The sequence below is a fragment of the Streptomyces sp. NPDC058469 genome (genome assembly GCF_042721125.1).
Taxonomy (GTDB): domain Bacteria; phylum Actinomycetota; class Actinomycetes; order Streptomycetales; family Streptomycetaceae; genus Streptomyces.
On the sequence record NZ_JBHXME010000040.1, the window covers coordinates 48,022 to 64,498 of the forward strand.

A 16,477-nucleotide genomic window follows, 5' to 3' on the forward strand; every position below is an offset into this window, starting at 1 on the left:
CCCTTTCTCGGGGGAGCGGGGGGAGCGTCCTGCACGGCCGGCTCGTGCATGCGTACGTCTCGTGCGTTCATACGAATGCTTCGCGCCCCGGGATACGGGGAAGTCTACGAAGCGGCCGACCGTCAGCAACGATACCGGCACACCGGACAGCCCCCACGGGACGGGGGCGTGGCCGGAAGGTAGCGTCTGGGGAGAGCGGGTTCGGGAACGCCGTTGTCGTGCGACGCGTTCACGGAGTGACAGCTCATGTCGGAGAGACGTATCCATCAAGGGGAAGACGCTCATTTGATGCCGGACCGCAGTCTGCGACTTCTCACGTTCCCGCCGCAGTCGGTGCTGCTCCGGGAGCGGCCCTCGTCGCCGCCCGACGCGCCCTCGGACGGGAAGAGCGGCGCGGGGCAGGACGACAACCCGTTCGCGCCGCCGCCCGAGGGCACCCCGGACCGGCCGTGGCAGCCGCGGCGCCCGGAGGGTGAGGACCGCGAGGACGGCGACGCCCCGCAGGGTGACGGCGATCGTTCGCCGTGGGGCAGTCAGTGGAGCGACCAGCAGCCGGGGCGCTCCCCGGGCAACTTCGGCGACCGGCCCGGCGGTCCCAGTGGGCCCAGTGGACCCAGCGGACAGGGCGGGCCCGAAGGACCGGGCAACGGCGGTCCCGGCCAGGGCGGCATGCGCTGGGACCCGACGGACCCGGCCCAGCGCCGCGCCCGTTACGCCCTGCTGAGCGGCATGTGGGCCTTCTTCTTCGCCCTCTTCAGCTGGCCGTACGTGGCCCTGCTGCTCGGCGCGCTGGCCCTCTACTGGGGCGGCAGCGCCCTGCGCGCCAAGACCCCCACTCCCAACCCGGACACCCCGGCGGTGCCCGAGGCGCAGGCCCGCCCCCAGACGACGGCGGCGGTGAGCGGCCTGGTCACCGCGTCCCTGGCGATCGCCCTGGTCGCCGCGATGTTCGTCGCGCAACTGGCCTACAAGGACTACTACACCTGCGCCAACGACGCCCTCACCAACGAGGCCAAGCAGTCCTGCAACCATCTGCTGCCGAAGGATCTGCGGGGGTTGCTGGGGACCAGCAACTGACAGGCGGTACTGGTCAGTTCGTCTCGTTCATATCGGCGGGCGGTTCCGGCTCGTCCGGATGTTCCGAGGCTTCAGACGGCGTGGACGCCTCCCTCAAGGCCGCCCAGCGGGCCTCGCGGGAGGCGTCGTCGTACCAGGGGGTGGGCGTCGGCTCCGACGGCACGTCGACGGGCAGGAAGTCGTACGGGTCGAACGTGGGATCGTGGTCGTAGGCGATGTACGGCTGGTCGACGGGAGCCTGGGCCGGTACGGGTACAGGGACCGGCTGATCCGCCTTCGGCTCGCGCGCGAACCAACCCCGCCCGACCGCGAACGGCGTCCGGTACCAGCGCCGCCCCGAGTCCCCCGCGACCGGCACGGGCGCAGGCACCGGCGTGACCTCCACTCCACCCTCCCGCGGCTTCCCGATCGTCGGCGTCGGCACCCGGCGTTCCCGCAGCCGCCACGCCCGCAGCCCCATCGCCGTGGGCACGGCCACCGCCGCGATCCACGCCAGCGCCGCACCCCCGGTCTGCCACCACACCGGCCCGAACCGCGCGAGCGCGGCACCCCCGAGCGGCCCACCGGACAACTCCGCGAGCAGACCCAGCGCTACGGCACACAGCGCGGCGGCGAACAGGGCGGTGGCGGCGGTGCGGCCCTGCGCCCAGGGGGCCGACGTCGATGTTCGCCCGGGAACCGACGTCGGCTGTTGACGGAGCCCGGCAGCGACCGCCGTCCTCTTCCTCTCCCCCGTCAACTCGCCCCCGTCATCGCCCCGTTGACCCGCGACGCCCCCTACCGCGACCCGCGCCACGAACCACCCCACCGTCACCCCGGCCGCCACCGGCACCAGCCCGGCGAGCCAGTTCAGCGGGGTTCCGGTGCCCGCGTCCGGGACCGCCGCGAGGAGCGGGAAGGGCGGGAGGAGGGGGGCCGGGGCCGAGGAGAGCGGGGCCACCGTGTGGTGCACGCCCAGCGCGAAGCCGGGGCCGAGGCCGTAGGACGCGGACCACACCGCCGCGTTCGGGATCAGCGCGAGGCAGAGCAACAGGACGGCGAACCGGCCCGACAGACCCTCCGTCAGCTGGAGGAAGGACGTCCGGGCGGCACCGCCGTGCCAGACCAGGGACGCCCCGAGCAGCAGCGCGCCGCCCCCGACGAGCACCGCCGTGCCGAGTCCCGCGGCGCGTGCGGCGGTGCCGATACGGGCCCGGGACTCACGGGCCTCCGGGCCGAGGACGAGCCGTCGCAGCCCGCGTGGCAACAGGACCAGCACGCTCAACACGGGCTCGCGCGGGCGCCCGTACGCCTTCCACACGCCCGAACCGGCCGCGCCCGCGGCGAGCAGCGGCAGACAGACCGCGGTCCAGCTCCAGGAGGGGGAGAGTTCGCCACCGGACGCGTAGAGCGCGGCGGCGGTGCCTACGGCGAGGTAGCCGAGGGCGACGCCGATCCAGGCCGTGCGCGCGGCGACGAGGGGTGGGCTCTCGTGGTCGTCGCCTCCTCCGTCACCGCTGTCCCCGGCGTCTCCGCCGAGTGCCGCGTCCCGGGCCGCCCGGTGCAGCAGCCACACCGGCAGGGCGAGAAGGAGCAGCGGGGTGACGCCCACGGGGGCTGGGACTCCGGAGAGCGTGTCGGTGCGGACCAGTTCGACGCCGTGCGCGAGGAGCCACAGGGCGGCGGCCATGTGCAGGGCGCCGCCGGGCCCGCTGTCGGGGTACGGCGAACTGATCCACAGCACCATCACGAGCACCGCGAACGAACCGAGCCCGAGCCCCGCCGCGACCGCGCCACCCAACAGGCTGGCGGCCAGTCCGGGGGATCGGTCGCGCATCCGGGCGAGCAGGGGCGACAACAGCGATCGGCGGTGGGTCATCGGCATCACGACCGCCATGCTCCCAACGACACGCGCTTTCTCGTCGTAACAGGCTAACCTCGGAAGTGTCGCTCAATATACGTTTATGTACTTTTTCGTGCGAAGGGGCTTCCGGTGACGCAGAGCCCTGCAAGCCCGCTCCCTCCGCCCAAGGAACGCCGACGCCTGCGCGAGGCACGGTCGCTGACGCAGGCTCAGGTCGCGACAGAGGTGGGCGTCAGCCGCGAGACGGTGCGCTCGTGGGAGACCGGCCGTACGACACCACGTGGCCGGAAACGGGAGGCGTACGCGAAATTGCTCACCAGCCTGGGTGAAGACACCCCTACCGAAGAACAACTCCCCGCGGAAGCAGCCGTGGAGGACACGGCGCAGGACAGGGCGGAGGACACGGCGGAGATCGCGGGGCTGGCGGCGATGCTGACGGAACCCGAGCCAACGCCGCCGCCGACCGCTCCCCTGACGCCCGCTCAGGCCTTCGACGCGCTCTACGCGTTCTGCGCCCCCGCCCTCGTACGGCAGGCGTATCTGCTGACCGGACGGCGCGAACTGGCGCGGGAGGCCGTCGAGCGCGCCTTCCAGTTCGCCTGGCAGCGCTGGCCCGAGGTGGCCGTCGACCGCGACCCGGCCGGCTGGGTGCGCTCGGTCGCGTACGAGTACGCCCTCTCCCCCTGGCACCGCTTCCGCCCCAGATACCGCCACCCGGAACCCCCGCCCCCCGACACGTCCGACCGCGCCCTGCTGACCGCCCTCCTGAAACTCCCGCCGTCGTACCGCCGCACGCTTCTCCTCTACGACGGTGTCGGGCTCGGGCTCGCGGAGACCGCGGCGGAGACGGAGGCGAGCACGCCTGCGGCGGCGAACCGGCTGCTGCACGCGCGCGAGGCCGTCGCCGCGCAGTTGCCCGACCTGTCCGACCCGACCGAACTGCACCGGCGGCTGACCGAACTGGCCTCCACCGGGCGGCTGCACGCGGCCAAGCCGCCGACGGTGCGGTTCGTCGGCGAACGCCGGACCGCGTTCTGGACCCGGACCGCGATCGCGTTCACGGTCGCGATCATCGGCGCGACGACGCTCACGCTGCGGGTTGCGCCCACGCATTACGAGGCGCCGGTGCCGGTGGGGGAACGGGTGGAGGGGGTGCCGGCGCGGGTTGTGCAGGGCGCGTTGTCCGAGGAGGAGGTTGCTCTTCGGGACCGGTTGCGGAGCGGGATGACGAGTGGTCCGGAGAGGCTGGCACCGCTGAGTCGCTGAGTCGTTGGCCGCGGGCCGGTGGGGGCTGGTCGCGCAGTTCCCCGCGCCCCTAAAAGACATGGGCCGGCCTGCGTTTTTCAGGGGCGCAGTTCCGCGCGCTCCTGAAAGAAACGGCGGGCCGGCGTATTTAGGGGCGCGGGGAACTGCGCGACCAGCCACGACGCACCCGCAGCCGCCAGACAACCGGACCACGCACCCCAGAACGCGCCAATGGGCCCGCCCCCACACAGGGAACGGGCCCATCAACGTGAAGCCAGATAAATCAGCCGGCCAGGATCTCGCGGGCGAGCTTCGCCGTCTCGGTCGGCGTCTTGCCGACCTTGACGCCGGCGGCCTCAAGGGCCTCCTTCTTGGCGGCGGCCGTACCGGAGGAACCGGAGACGATGGCACCGGCGTGGCCCATGGTCTTGCCCTCGGGCGCGGTGAACCCGGCGACGTAACCGACGACCGGCTTCGTCACGTTCTTCGCGATGAAGTCCGCCGCCCGCTCCTCCGCGTCGCCACCGATCTCACCGATCATCACGATCAGGTCGGTGTCGGGGTCGGCCTCGAACGCGGCGAGCGCGTCGATGTGCGTCGTACCGATGACCGGGTCGCCACCGATGCCCACGGCGGACGAGAAGCCGAGGTCACGCAGCTCGTACATCATCTGGTACGTCAGCGTGCCGGACTTCGAGACCAGGCCGATACGGCCCGGCTTGGTGATGTCGCCCGGGATGATGCCGGCGTTCGACTGGCCCGGGGTGATGAGACCGGGGCAGTTCGGGCCGATGATCCGGGTCTTGTTGCCCTTGGCCACGGCGTACGCGTAGAACGCGGCCGAGTCGTGGACGGCGATGCCCTCGGTGATGACGACCGCGAGCGGGATCTCGGCGTCGATCGCCTCGACCACGGCGGCCTTGGAGAAGGCCGGCGGTACGAAGAGGACGGATACGTTCGCGCCCGTCTTCTCGATCGCCTCGGCGACCGTGCCGAACACCGGGATCTCGGTGCCGTCGACGTCGACGGACGTGCCCGCCTTACGGGGGTTCACGCCACCGACGATGTTGGTGCCGTCGGCCAGCATGAGCTTGGTGTGCTTCATGCCCGTGGAGCCGGTCATGCCCTGGACGATGACCTTGCTGTCCTTGGTGAGGAAGATAGCCATGGCTGTGTCTGTCCCTCTTCCCTTACTTCGCAGCCGCGAGCTCGGCGGCCTTGTCGGCCGCGCCGTCCATGGTGTCCACGCGCTGGACCAGCGGGTGGTTGGCGTCGGAGAGGATCTTGCGACCCAGCTCGGCGTTGTTGCCGTCGAGACGGACGACGAGGGGCTTGGTGACTTCCTCGCCCTTGTCCGCGAGCAGCTGCAGCGCCTGGACGATGCCGTTGGCGACCTCGTCGCACGCGGTGATGCCGCCGAAGACGTTGACGAACACGGACTTGACGTCCGGGTCGCCGAGGATGATCTCCAGGCCGTTCGCCATCACGGCCGCGGACGCGCCGCCGCCGATGTCAAGGAAGTTGGCCGGCTTCACGCCACCATGGTTCTCACCGGCGTACGCGACGACGTCGAGGGTGCTCATGACGAGACCCGCGCCGTTGCCGATGATGCCGACCTCGCCGTCGAGCTTGACGTAGTTGAGGTTCTTGGCCTTGGCCGCCGCCTCAAGCGGGTTGGCCGAGTCCTTGTCCTCGAGCGCCTCGTGCTCCGGCTGGCGGAACTCGGCGTTCTCGTCGAGGGAGACCTTGCCGTCGAGCGCGATGACACGGCCGCCGGCGACCTTCGCGAGGGGGTTGACCTCGACGAGGAGGGCGTCCTCCTTGACGAAGGTGTCCCACAGCGTCACCAGGATCTCGGCGACCTGCTCCGCGACGTCGGCCGGGAACTTGGCCTGCGCGACGATCTCGCGGGCCTTCTCGATCGACACGCCCTCGTTGGCGTTGACCGGGACCTTCGCGAGGGCCTCGGGGTTCTCCTCCGCGACGACCTCGATCTCCACGCCGCCCTGGACGGACGCCATGGCGAGGAAGGTGCGGTTGGTGCGGTCGAGGAGGTACGAGACGTAGTACTCCTCGACGATCTCGGGCGCGGTCTCGGCGATCATCACCTTGTGGACCGTGTGGCCCTTGATGTCCATGCCGAGGATGTCCGTCGCACGCGCGACGGCCTCGTCCGGGGTGGCGGCGAGCTTCACGCCACCGGCCTTGCCACGGCCGCCGACCTTCACCTGGGCCTTGACGACGGACTTGCCACCGAGCCGCTCGGTGGCTGCGCGGGCCGCCTCAGGCGTGTCGATGACTTCACCGGCCAGCACCGGTACATCGTGCTTGGCGAAGAGGTCCCTCGCCTGATACTCGAACAGGTCCACGCGCTTCCGTCCTCAGTGATATCGCGGTTCGTTGGATGCGTGGGCGTGCCGCGAAGGGCAACGTGACGTCCGCTGTCACAAGGGAGGCGCACACGGTGACCGAGCGCGCGGCATGTCCGTCTCGCAGGTTATCGCTGGTTGCAGGGGGCCCCTAAATCGAGGGTCACACCTGAGCGGTGATACCTGTCACATGATGCCGGATTCCGTGACACGGAGTGCCGCGGACGGGACGTTCGGGCAGGTCGTTCGGGCGGGTGGTTCGGGTATTGGGTTCGGGCGGGGCCTCACCGGGCTGGGGTTGGCCCGGCGAGGCCCCATACCGTGAGACGCGCTCCGGACAGACCGACGGCATTCGGCCGTCCGGGGTCACTGCCTCACGGAGTCGGTTACTCCCAGTGCCGGGCCCGGCGCGGCTGCGCCGCGGGGCCGACCTGGGTGCAGACAGTGCGTGCGGCCCGAGCACCCTGGATGGCCGCGGCGGCCCTGACCCTGGACTCTCTCGGGACGGAGACCATGGCGTCGACGAGGCGTCGTCGGAGTTCGGCGGGGGTGGTGTCGGCGTTCTGGTTCATACGTGTGCCGGCGTTCATGCTCATGCGTGCGTCGGTTCCTCAGGGATTCCGGGGCTGGAGACATGGCGACGTTCCGGGCAGCTCAACTGCCGGAAAGTCCCTGCCTAACCCGGGAAAACGGGAACGTCCCGGTACCTGTCCCGGGCCTCGCCCGCGTCCACACGCGCGGCGGCACCGAGCACGATCCGCACCGGCAGCCGACTGTCCAACGTCACCGCATGCGCGTCACAGTGCCGCGACGACCCGGTGTCCACGCCCGGCTGATCGCGCTGCGCGCCATCGGGGTCGCCGGTGGGTGCTTGGTGCCGGGTGGGGGTGTGTCCGGCGGAGGGGGACGGCGCGTGACGTACGACCGCGTGTCCTACGGCGCCGGACTCATCGGCGGTGTCTACGACGAAGTGCGGCCCGTACGTGGCGCCTACGCCTGCCGTCACCTCGGCGGGCCTCGCATCCGAACGATGCCCATCGCCCGAAGGCTGCGGGGCAGACCGGACGGGCACGGGCCCCGGCCCCGGCACCGGCGCGGTGTGCGCCGGAGGTGCCGGCACCGGAAGCACCGGCTGACTCGGCACTGCGGGGACCGAGGGCAGCGTGGGCAAAGCGGGCAACGAAGGTGCCTCGGTCAACACCTCGGTCACCGTCTTCGTCACCACGTCACTCACGGGCCGCACGACCCGCTCGACGGTGTCCGAGACCGGGGCCAGCCGCTCCACGGTGTCCGAGACCGGAGCCAGCACCGGAGCGAGTACAGGAACCGAAACCGGAACCGGCTTGACCACCGAAGCCACCACCGGAATCCCCGGCCGCTGCCCCGACACCCCGTCCGCCGCCTGCGCCTGTCCCCCGCACAAGAACCCGAGGGCGAACAACCCGCCCACCAGCAGGGCGACTTGAAACACACGTTGACGCACACGCCGCCCAACCGCCGTACGCGTCACGCGCAGAGCGGCACCGGGCAGTGCGGCTGGCCAGTTCATGAGGCGTCGATCCTTGCACGGGCCTCCCGAGGACGCGCAAGCCCCCTGTTACTCAAGCCAGTTCGTCATGCGGTGTCCGGTATCGGCAACGGCCGCTTCTCGATCGCCGCCGCCATCACCTCCGGGAACAGGTCGGGCGTACAGGCGAAGGCCGGCGCGCCCAACGCGGCCAGCGCGGAGGCGTGTTCGCGGTCGTAGGCGGGCGTGCCCTCGTCGGACAGCGCGAGCAGGGTCACGAACTGCACCCCCGACGCCTTCATCGCCGCGACCCGTTTCAGCATCTCGTTCCGTATGCCCCCTTCGTAGAGGTCGCTGATCAGCACGACCACCGTCTCCGCGGGCCGGGTGATCTGCGACTGGCAGTACGCGAGCGCCCTGTTGATGTCCGTACCGCCGCCGAGTTGTGTCCCGAAGAGCACGTCCACCGGGTCGTCGAGCTGGTCGGTGAGGTCGACGACCGCGGTGTCGAAGACGACCAGCCGGGTGTTGATCGACCGCATGGACGCCAGCACCGCCCCGAACACGGAGGCGTAGACGACGGACGCCGCCATCGACCCGGACTGGTCGATGCAGAGGATGACCTCCTTCTTCACGGACTGGGACGCGCGCCCGTATCCGATCAGCCGCTCCGGCACGATCGTCCGGTACTCGGGCAGGTAGTGCTTGAGGTTGGCCGCGATCGTGCGGTTCCAGTCGATGTCGTGGTGGCGCGGCCGGCTGATACGGGCGCTGCGGTCGAGGGCGCCGGTGAGGGTGGCCCGGGTGCGGGTGGCGAGCCGCTTCTCCAGGTCCTGCACGACCTTGCGGACGACCGCCCGTGCCGTCTCCTTCGTGGTCTCCGGCATCGCCTTGTTGAGGGAGAGCAGCGTGCCGACGAGATGCACGTCGGCCTCGACCGCCTCCAGCATCTCCGGTTCGAGGAGCAGCGCGGACAGCCCGAGCCGGTCGATGGCGTCGCGCTGCATGACCTGGACTACGGAGGACGGGAAGTACGTCCGGATGTCCCCGAGCCAGCGCGCGACGGACGGCGCCGACGCCCCGAGCCCCGCCGAACGGTCCTTCGCCGCCCGCCCCTTGTCCCCCCTGCCGTACAGCGCGGCCAGCGCCCCGTCCATCGCGACGTCCCGCCCGGACAACTCGCACCCGGTGCCGTCGGCCGCGTCACCCCCGAGCACCAGCCGCCAGCGCCGCAACCGCTCCTGGCCGGGCTGCCCGGGATCCGCGACCCCGCTGACCGCGACCGCCTCGGCCGTCATCCGCGCACCCCCGTACGCAGCCCTTCCCACAGCGGTACGACCCGCACGGCCGTCGCCGGGCAGTTGTTCTCGGTACGGCGCGCACGCACGCCCCCACCGGCACCCGCCCCTTGAGCCCGCTCCCCCGGCCTTCTCATGCCCTGCCTGCCGTTACTCGTCATCCCGCCACCCCCACAAGCTCGTTGTCGTCCAGCCCCAACAGCAGCCGCAGCACCGGCACGACCGCGTCCGCGCGCCCGGCGTCCAACTCCGCGCCGAACCCGGGTATCCCGGCCGCCGTCGCCGTCGTACCCACCTGCTTCCCCGGCCCGCGCCGCACCAACTCACCGAGCGTTCGGCGCACCCCGGGCTCGTACGACGAGAACGTTCGCCTCAGCAACGGCAGTACGTCCGTGAACGCCTCCGCCGGCACCCGGGTCAGCCACTCGTCCACCAGCCCGAGCAACCGCTCGTCGTGCACGAGGAGCAGCCCGCCTCCACCGCCGACGAAGCCCTCGATCCACGCGGCCGCGTCCGCCGGAGGCGTCCCCGGCGAGAGCACCAGCCCCATCAGCCGAGCCGCCTCCTCCGGCCCCAACTTCCCTTCGTCCAGCAGGAGTCGCACAGCACGTCCCCGGATGACACCCGGCACGGTGTCCCGCGCGGAGAGGGTGCGGAGGACTGCGCGCCAGCGGTCACGCAGGTCACCGTGGCCGGATCCTGGTCCGGGTCGAGAGGCGTCGCCCTGTCCAGGTGCGGAGGCGTCGCCATGCCCGGTCCGGGAGGCGTCGCCCAGCAAAGCCACCGCGCCGTGCACCGCGTCCACATGCCGCCGCATCTCCTCCGCGGCATCCGTGTCGAGGGCCGCGCAGGCCGGGGGCAGGCCGACGAAGACGCGTTCGGCGAGGCCTGCCGCGACCTCCGTCAGCGCGCCGGTGTCGGTACCACGCACGTCGCCGTAGCGAAGTGAACGGACCAGGGCGGGCAGCGCCTGGGCGAGATGGCCGACGTCCGTGTCGAGGGCCGCGCGGTCGGCGAGGACCTTCATCACCACCGGGAGCGCGTCCGGCAGTTCGGCCAGCAGGCAGTGCTCGGCGAGTGCGGTGACGTCGGCGAGGCTCTGCGCCCCGATCGCGTCCGCCTCCGCCTTCGCGGTCGCCGCCGCGAGCACGGTGGTACCCCACACCCCCGCCTCGGCGACCCGCACCGCCAACTCCGGCTCCCAGCGCAGCCGCCAGGTCTCCCGGAACGTACCCGTGCTCCCCCGCGAGGCGACCGGCTCGCCCCACTCGATGCTCAGCAGCCGCAGCCGGTGCAGCAACCTGCTGCGCCCGGCGTCGGTCTCCTTGCGCAGGTCGAGCTCCACCTCCCGCTCCAGCGCCTCCGGTTTGATCCGCAGCCTGCGCTGCGACCGGTCGAGGTCGCGCTGCAACGGCACGGCGGGCGCGCCCGGCGGCACCTCGCCCAGCACATCCCCGACCACGAGCCGGTCGTGCACCAGCGACAGCGGGACGTCCGAGCCCTCGCACATCACCGCGCGCACCGCGTCGGTGGTCTCACCGAGCCCCGGCAACGGACGGCCGCGCATCACCGCAAGGGTCTCCGCCAGCCGTACGGCCTCGATGACATGGGCCGGGGAGACGATCCGGTCCTCCTCCCGGAACAGACCCGCGACCTTGGTCATCCACCGCTCGACCGGCCGGTCCGGCGCGCCGAACAGATGGCCGTACCAGCCCGGCGAGTCGATGCCCGCGCCGTACCCGCTGGCCCGCGACAGCCGGCGATGCGTCCACGGAACCCAGGTCAGATCGGCCTTGACCTTGGGCAGCCCCTTCAGCAGCGCACGGTCCGCGGCTACGGCGGTCCTCTGCCGCAGCGCTGGCACGTGCCAGGCCCCGCACACCACGGCCACGTCGTCCTCGAACTCCCGCTGCGCCGCCCGCACTTGGAGCCGCATGTACGCCTCACGCACCAGATCCCGGTCGTGCCCGCCGACCCCGTACGTCTCGCGCAGCGCCCCCATGGCCTCCTCCAGCGCGGTGAACGGCGCGAACGCGTCCCGCTCCCCCACACCCCGGTGCTCGACGACGTCCTCCCACCAGCGCTCGGGATCGTCGTAGCCGGCGGCCTCGGCGAGCACGGCGAGGGGATCGACGCGGATGTCCGTGCCGGAGGGGTCCGGGGCCGAAGGGGACTCGGCAGAAGGGGACTCGCTGGACGACGGAGTCTCGGCAGTCGGGGTCTCGGCAGTCGGGTCCGGCGGCTGCTCCTCCCCCGTGAACTCGCCCTCGGCGTCCCCCTTTTCGTCCCCGTCTTCGTCCCCTTTCACGGCCTCCTCGACGTCCTCCTTCCCCCACGCCAGCGTGTGCGTGGCCGGGAGGTCGATGAAGCGGGCCGGGACCTCGTGCTCCAGGGCCCAGCGGATCGCGACCCATTCCGGGGAGAACTCGGCCAGCGGCCAGAAGGCCGAGCGGCCCGGCTCGTCCACGGCGTGGGCGAGGAGCGCGACCGGCGGCCGCATGTCCTCGTCGGCGGCCAGCGGGATCAACGCGTCGGCCTCCGGCGGCCCTTCGATCAGTACGACCCGCGGCCGGGCCGCCTCCAACGCCGCCCGCACGGCCCGCGCCGAACCGGGCCCGTGATGCCGCACCCCTAGCAACAGCGGCCCCACACCCCGGCCTTCCTCAGTACCCGCCACTACGTCCCCCTCCCCTCCGGATCCCACTCCCACCCCGACTCCAGCTCCAGCAGCTCCAACTGGAGTCCTCGTCGACCAGCCCCCTGGAGTCGCTCACGCGCTCACCTCACGGCAGGCCCGGTAGAAGTCCTTCCAGCCGTCGCGCTCGCGGACGACCGCCTCCAGGTACTCCTGCCAGATGACCCGGTCGGCCGCCGGATCGCGGACGACGGCGCCGAGGATGCCCGCGGCGACATCGCTCGGCCGCAGCAGTCCGTCGCCGAAGTGGGCTGCCAGGGCAAGCCCGTTGGTGACGACGGAGATCGCCTCGGCCGTCGACAGCGTGCCGCTGGGCGACTTGAGCTTCGTGCGCCCGTCCGCCGTGATCCCGTCGCGCAGTTCGCGGAAGACGGTCACCACACGGCGGATCTCGTCGACGCCCTCGGGCACCGCCGGCAGGTCGAGGGAGCGGCCGATCTGGTCGACGCGGCGGGCGACGATCTCGACCTCGGCGTCGGCACTCTCCGGCAGCGGCAGCACCACCGTGTTGAAACGGCGGCGCAGGGCGCTGGAGAGGTCGTTGACCCCGCGGTCGCGGTCGTTGGCCGTGGCGATCAGGTTGAAGCCGCGGACCGCCTGCACCTCCTGCCCCAACTCCGGTATCGGCAGCGTCTTCTCGGACAGGATCGTGATCAGCGAGTCCTGTACGTCGGCCGGGATACGGGTCAGCTCCTCGACGCGCGCGGTCATCCCCTCGGCCATGGCGCGCATGACGGGGCTGGGCACGAGGGCGTCGCGGCTCGGGCCGTTGGCGAGCAGCTGCGCGTAGTTCCAGCCGTAGCGGATCGCCTCCTCCGGGGTGCCGGCGGTGCCCTGCACGATCAGGGTCGAGTCGCCGCTGACCGCCGCCGCGAGGTGCTCGGACACCCAGGTCTTCGCGGTGCCCGGCACGCCGAGCAGGAGCAGGGCGCGGTCGGTCGCGAGGGTGGTGACGGCGACCTCGACGATGCGACGCGGGCCGACGTACTTCGGTGTGATCACCGTGCCGTCCGGCAGCGTGCCGCCGAGCAGATACGTGGCGACCGCCCACGGCGACATCTTCCAGCGGACCGGGCGCGGCCGGTCGTCCTGCGCGGCCAGCGCGGCGAGTTCGTCGGCGAAGGCGTCCTCGGCGTGCGGCCGCAACACTTCGCTCGACGGCTCGGCCGCCTGCTTCTCGTTCACCTGCGCGTTGATGGGTTCTGCGGACACAGTCATGGCTGAGGCCCCCTCCAGCTCGGCCGGTTCGGATCTGGTGTCCACCGTGCACCACGCCACTGACAATGCGATCCGACCTGCGGAAATGTGCTGGCCGGACCGATTGTCAGTGCTGGGATCTACCTTCGATGTCATGACTCAGCAGGGGGTGCGCTGGACGGCTGACCAGGTGCTGGCACTGGCGCCTGACGCAGCGTCACGCAAGGCGGGAAGCAAGCTCGGGGCGGCGGGGCCGTGGTCCGAGGCGGGCAGTTCTGACGAGGGGACGGTGTGGGGGCTGTGCAAGGGCAGTGGCAGCAAGCCGTATCAGACGGTCATCGACATCGCGGACGCCGCGGGGCCGGCGTACAAGTGCAGTTGCCCGAGCCGCAAGTTCCCGTGCAAGCACGCGCTGGGACTGCTGCTGTTGTGGGCGGGCGGGGACGATGCGGTGCCGTCGGGGCAGGCGCCGGACTGGGCCGGGGAGTGGCTGGCGGGACGGCGGAAGCAGACGGAGGAGAAGCGGGCGGCGGGGGCGTCCGGTTCCCCGACCGCCGCTGACCCGGAGGCGGCGCGGCGCAGGGCGGAGCGCCGGGCCGAGCGGATCAGCGCGGGCGCGGCCGAGTTGGAGCAGCGTCTGACAGACCTGCTGCGCACCGGCCTGGCCTCGGCGGAGCAGTCGGGGTACGGGCTGTGGGAGGAGACCGCGGCCCGCATGATCGACGCCCAGGCCCCCGGACTGGCCGCGCGCGCAAGGGAGTTGGGGGCGATCCCGTCGTCGGGGCCCGGCTGGCCGGTGCGGCTGCTGGAGGAGAGCGCGCTGCTCCACCTCCTCGACCAGGCCTGGCTGCGCCGCGAGCGACTGCCCGAGGACCTGGCGGCGACGGTCCGTTCCCGCATCGGCCTGCCCGCCTCGCCGGACGGCCCACCCCTGCGCGACCACTGGCTGGTCCTCGCCCAGTACGACACGACGGACCCGAAACTGACGACCCGAAGAATCTGGCTGCACGGCACGGACTCGGGCCGCACCTCCCTCCTCCTCTCCTACGGCGCCGCGGGCCGCGCCCCCGAGTTGGCGCTGCCCATGGGGCTCGCCCTGGACGCGGACGTGTCAGCGTTCCCCGGCGCCGGGCAGCTCCGGGCGTCCCTGGGCGAGCGGTTCGCGGCACCCTCGCCCACGACGGCACGACCGCAGGGGGTGACGACGACTCAGGCCGCCGTCCTCTACGGGGAGGCCCTACGGCACGACCCGTGGCTGGATTCGGTCCCGGTGACGCTGGACCGGGTCGTCCCCACCCCGGACGGCGACTCCTGGCAACTGGCGGACGCCGACGCGGACTCGGCGCTCCCCCTCACGCCCAACGCCCGTTCCCGCCCCGGCCTGTGGCGACTCGTCGCCCTCTCCGGCGGCGCCCCGGTGAAGGTCTTCGGCGAACTGGGCCACCGGGGCTTCACCCCGCTGACGGCCTGGCCGGAGGGTGCGGGAGAGCCGGTGTCGCTGTGCTGAACCACGAACCGATCGCCCCCGATCCCGACGGAAAGGCAAAGGTATGAACAGCACCTCCGCACCGGCACCCTCCGCGGGCGACTGGGAAGAACTCGTCACCACGGCGCTGCTCGGCACGGACCGGCGTACGCCTCCGGGGTGCGCGCCGGGCCAGGACGCACCCGTGGCCCTGCTGGACGCGGCGGCCGTGGAGACCGTACGGCGGCGGGCTGGGCTGTGTCCGGCGCGCGCGGCCGAGCGCCCGGAGCCGTCCGCACTCGACGCGCGTCCGGCGCTGCCCGCCGCGGCGGCCCGCAGGCTGGCGATGCTGCTGACCGACCGTCCAGGTACGGGCGGTGGGGGCCGTAGGGGCACCTCACCGGATCTCATGGAGTTGCTGCCCCAGTGGCTCACGGCGGCCAACGCGCGCGGTTTCGCCGCGCCCGTCCAGGCGTTGCCCGCGCTGCTGGACGCGGCCCGGGGGCGTACGGATCTGCGGCCGGCGGCGCTGGAGTTCGCGGGCCCGCGCGCGCTGTGGCTGGCCCGGCTGAACCCGGACTGGCGGTTCGCCCTGCGCGCGACACCGGGCGGCGGCACCGCCCTGCCGGACCTCGACGAACCGGACCAGGTCCAACTGCTGTGGCAGGAAGGGTTGTTTGCCGAGCGGGTCGCCCTGCTCGCGGCGATACGGGCACACCGGCCTTCAGCCGCACGCGAGTTGCTCGTCACGACCTGGACGACGGAGCGGGCGGAGGACCGGCTGATGTTCCTCGACTCCCTGCGGATGCGACTCTCCGCCGAGGACGAGCCGTTCCTGGAGCAGGCGTTGGCCGACCGGAGCCGCAACGTCCGTGCCACGGCGGCGGAGTTGTTGTCGGCGCTCCCCGACTCGGCGCTCGCCGCGCGGATGGCGGTCCGGGCATCGGCGTGCGTGGCCGTCGACCGTACGCGTGCGGAACCGGGCCTGGTCGTCGAGGCGCCGCACGAGTGCGATTCCAGCATGGAGCGGGACGGGGTGGTCCCCAAGGCTCCGGCCGGACGAGGTGAACGCTCGTGGTGGTTCGGCCAGTTGGTGGAGGCGACTCCGCTCGGGACCTGGGAGCGGCGGCTCGGCGGACGTACACCCAAGGAGATCGTGGCGCTCCCCGTGGCGGACGACTGGCGGAGCGAGCTGCACGCCGCGTGGTGCCGGGCGGCGGTGCGGCAGCGGAACGCCGAGTGGTCCCGGGCGCTGCTGGGCATACCGTCGGCGCCCGAGGCGGGCGGGCCCGGAGCGGTGTCGCTGGCCGAGCGCGCCAAGCTGCTGAGCACGCTGGGCGGGGGCGAACGGGCCGAGTGGGTGGCCGGGTTCATCGCGGCACAGGGGCTGTCCGAGGCGTTTCAGCTGCTCGGGGTGTGTGCGGTGCCGTGGGCCGCGCCGCTGGGGCGGGCTGTGGTGGACGCGCTCAACATCGCGCGGGACGCGGGGAGTTATCCATGGAGCTTCAGTGGGGTGATGGGGCTGGCCGAGCGGTGTCTCGACCCTGCCGAGGCGAGCCGGCTCGACGGGTTGCTGGCGGTGCCGGACGAGTCGGAGGACGCGGCGCCGGGAGCGGGGGGCTATTGGGCGGAGGCGTTTCAGCGGCTGGTCACTACGTTGCGGTTGCGCGCGGCGATGGCGGAGGAGTTGGGGGCGCCGTAGAAGCGAGGAGTTTGGGGCGCCGTAGAAACTGCGGGAGTTGGAGGCGCCGTAGAAGCTTGGGGGCTGCGCCCCCAAACCC

Annotated in this window: 12 protein-coding genes; 4 read left to right on the top strand and 8 right to left on the bottom strand. The window is 72.2% G+C overall.

Annotation, left to right across the window (positions count from 1 at the left end; translation table 11 throughout):
* The first annotated feature begins 288 nt into the window (after nucleotides 1-288).
* Nucleotides 289-1,077 carry a hypothetical protein gene (locus ACFWP5_RS19420; RefSeq protein ID WP_384157543.1) on the top strand — a complete coding sequence of 263 codons (789 nt, stop codon included), beginning with the start codon at nucleotides 289-291 and terminating at the stop codon, nucleotides 1,075-1,077.
* Nucleotides 1,078-1,090: 13 nt separating this feature from the next.
* Here ACFWP5_RS19420 and ACFWP5_RS19425 read toward each other — a convergent pair whose 3' ends face one another.
* Nucleotides 1,091-2,953, bottom strand: a complete 1,863-nt coding sequence (locus tag ACFWP5_RS19425) for a DUF6350 family protein (protein ID WP_384157546.1) — start codon at nucleotides 2,951-2,953, stop codon at nucleotides 1,091-1,093.
* Between the two features lie 96 nt (nucleotides 2,954-3,049).
* Between ACFWP5_RS19425 and ACFWP5_RS19430 the strand changes: the two genes are divergently transcribed.
* Entirely contained in the window at nucleotides 3,050-4,186 is a 1,137-nt protein-coding gene (locus ACFWP5_RS19430) for a sigma factor-like helix-turn-helix DNA-binding protein (protein WP_384157548.1), read from the top strand.
* Nucleotides 4,187-4,448: 262 nt separating this feature from the next.
* Here ACFWP5_RS19430 and sucD read toward each other — a convergent pair whose 3' ends face one another.
* From sucD to ACFWP5_RS19465, 7 genes are all read right to left on the bottom strand, one after another.
* Nucleotides 4,449-5,333, bottom strand: a complete 885-nt coding sequence (gene sucD / locus ACFWP5_RS19435; protein WP_019055633.1) for a succinate--CoA ligase subunit alpha — start codon at nucleotides 5,331-5,333, stop codon at nucleotides 4,449-4,451.
* 22 nt (nucleotides 5,334-5,355) lie between these two features.
* Nucleotides 5,356-6,534 carry an ADP-forming succinate--CoA ligase subunit beta gene (gene sucC / locus ACFWP5_RS19440; RefSeq protein WP_384157551.1) on the bottom strand — a complete coding sequence of 393 codons (1,179 nt, stop codon included), beginning with the start codon at nucleotides 6,532-6,534 and terminating at the stop codon, nucleotides 5,356-5,358.
* A gap of 386 nt (nucleotides 6,535-6,920) precedes the next feature.
* On the bottom strand, nucleotides 6,921-7,130 hold the full coding sequence (locus ACFWP5_RS19445; protein ID WP_384157554.1) for a hypothetical protein: 210 nt from the start codon (nucleotides 7,128-7,130) through the stop codon (nucleotides 6,921-6,923).
* Nucleotides 7,131-7,210: 80 nt separating this feature from the next.
* A complete protein-coding gene (locus ACFWP5_RS19450) occupies nucleotides 7,211-8,083 on the bottom strand; it encodes a hypothetical protein (protein WP_384157557.1) in 873 nt (290 codons plus the stop codon).
* 65 nt (nucleotides 8,084-8,148) lie between these two features.
* Nucleotides 8,149-9,339 carry a vWA domain-containing protein gene (locus ACFWP5_RS19455; protein ID WP_384157560.1) on the bottom strand — a complete coding sequence of 397 codons (1,191 nt, stop codon included), beginning with the start codon at nucleotides 9,337-9,339 and terminating at the stop codon, nucleotides 8,149-8,151.
* 157 nt (nucleotides 9,340-9,496) lie between these two features.
* The gene (locus ACFWP5_RS19460) at nucleotides 9,497-12,016 is read right to left on the bottom strand and encodes a DUF5682 family protein (protein ID WP_384157563.1); all 2,520 of its coding nucleotides are present in this window, start codon (nucleotides 12,014-12,016) and stop codon (nucleotides 9,497-9,499) included.
* 93 nt (nucleotides 12,017-12,109) lie between these two features.
* Nucleotides 12,110-13,252 (bottom strand): AAA family ATPase, encoded by a 1,143-nt coding sequence (locus ACFWP5_RS19465; protein ID WP_384157566.1) that lies wholly within the window; start codon nucleotides 13,250-13,252, stop codon nucleotides 12,110-12,112.
* Nucleotides 13,253-13,385: 133 nt separating this feature from the next.
* Here ACFWP5_RS19465 and ACFWP5_RS19470 point away from each other — a divergent pair, with 133 nt between their 5' ends.
* A complete protein-coding gene (locus ACFWP5_RS19470; protein ID WP_384157569.1) occupies nucleotides 13,386-14,738 on the top strand; it encodes an SWIM zinc finger family protein in 1,353 nt (450 codons plus the stop codon).
* A 43-nt stretch (nucleotides 14,739-14,781) separates the two neighbouring features.
* Nucleotides 14,782-16,398 carry a DUF5691 domain-containing protein gene (locus tag ACFWP5_RS19475; protein WP_384157572.1) on the top strand — a complete coding sequence of 539 codons (1,617 nt, stop codon included), beginning with the start codon at nucleotides 14,782-14,784 and terminating at the stop codon, nucleotides 16,396-16,398.
* The last annotated feature ends 79 nt before the right edge of the window (nucleotides 16,399-16,477 follow it).

Bases quoted from the DNA above. Each gene is read 5' to 3' on its own strand.
- ACFWP5_RS19425 (WP_384157546.1), bottom strand. From the start codon at position 2,953: ATGGCGGTCGTGATGCCGATGACCCACCGCCGATCGCTGTTGTCGCCC.
- ACFWP5_RS19455 (WP_384157560.1), bottom strand. From the start codon at position 9,339: ATGACGGCCGAGGCGGTCGCGGTCAGCGGGGTCGCGGATCCCGGGCAG.
- ACFWP5_RS19445 (WP_384157554.1), bottom strand. From the start codon at position 7,130: ATGAGCATGAACGCCGGCACACGTATGAACCAGAACGCCGACACCACC.
- sucD (WP_019055633.1), bottom strand. From the start codon at position 5,333: ATGGCTATCTTCCTCACCAAGGACAGCAAGGTCATCGTCCAGGGCATG.
- ACFWP5_RS19470 (WP_384157569.1), top strand. From the start codon at position 13,386: ATGACTCAGCAGGGGGTGCGCTGGACGGCTGACCAGGTGCTGGCACTG.
- ACFWP5_RS19475 (WP_384157572.1), top strand. From the start codon at position 14,782: ATGAACAGCACCTCCGCACCGGCACCCTCCGCGGGCGACTGGGAAGAA.
- ACFWP5_RS19450 (WP_384157557.1), bottom strand. From the start codon at position 8,083: ATGAACTGGCCAGCCGCACTGCCCGGTGCCGCTCTGCGCGTGACGCGT.
- ACFWP5_RS19465 (WP_384157566.1), bottom strand. From the start codon at position 13,252: ATGACTGTGTCCGCAGAACCCATCAACGCGCAGGTGAACGAGAAGCAG.
- ACFWP5_RS19420 (WP_384157543.1), top strand. From the start codon at position 289: ATGCCGGACCGCAGTCTGCGACTTCTCACGTTCCCGCCGCAGTCGGTG.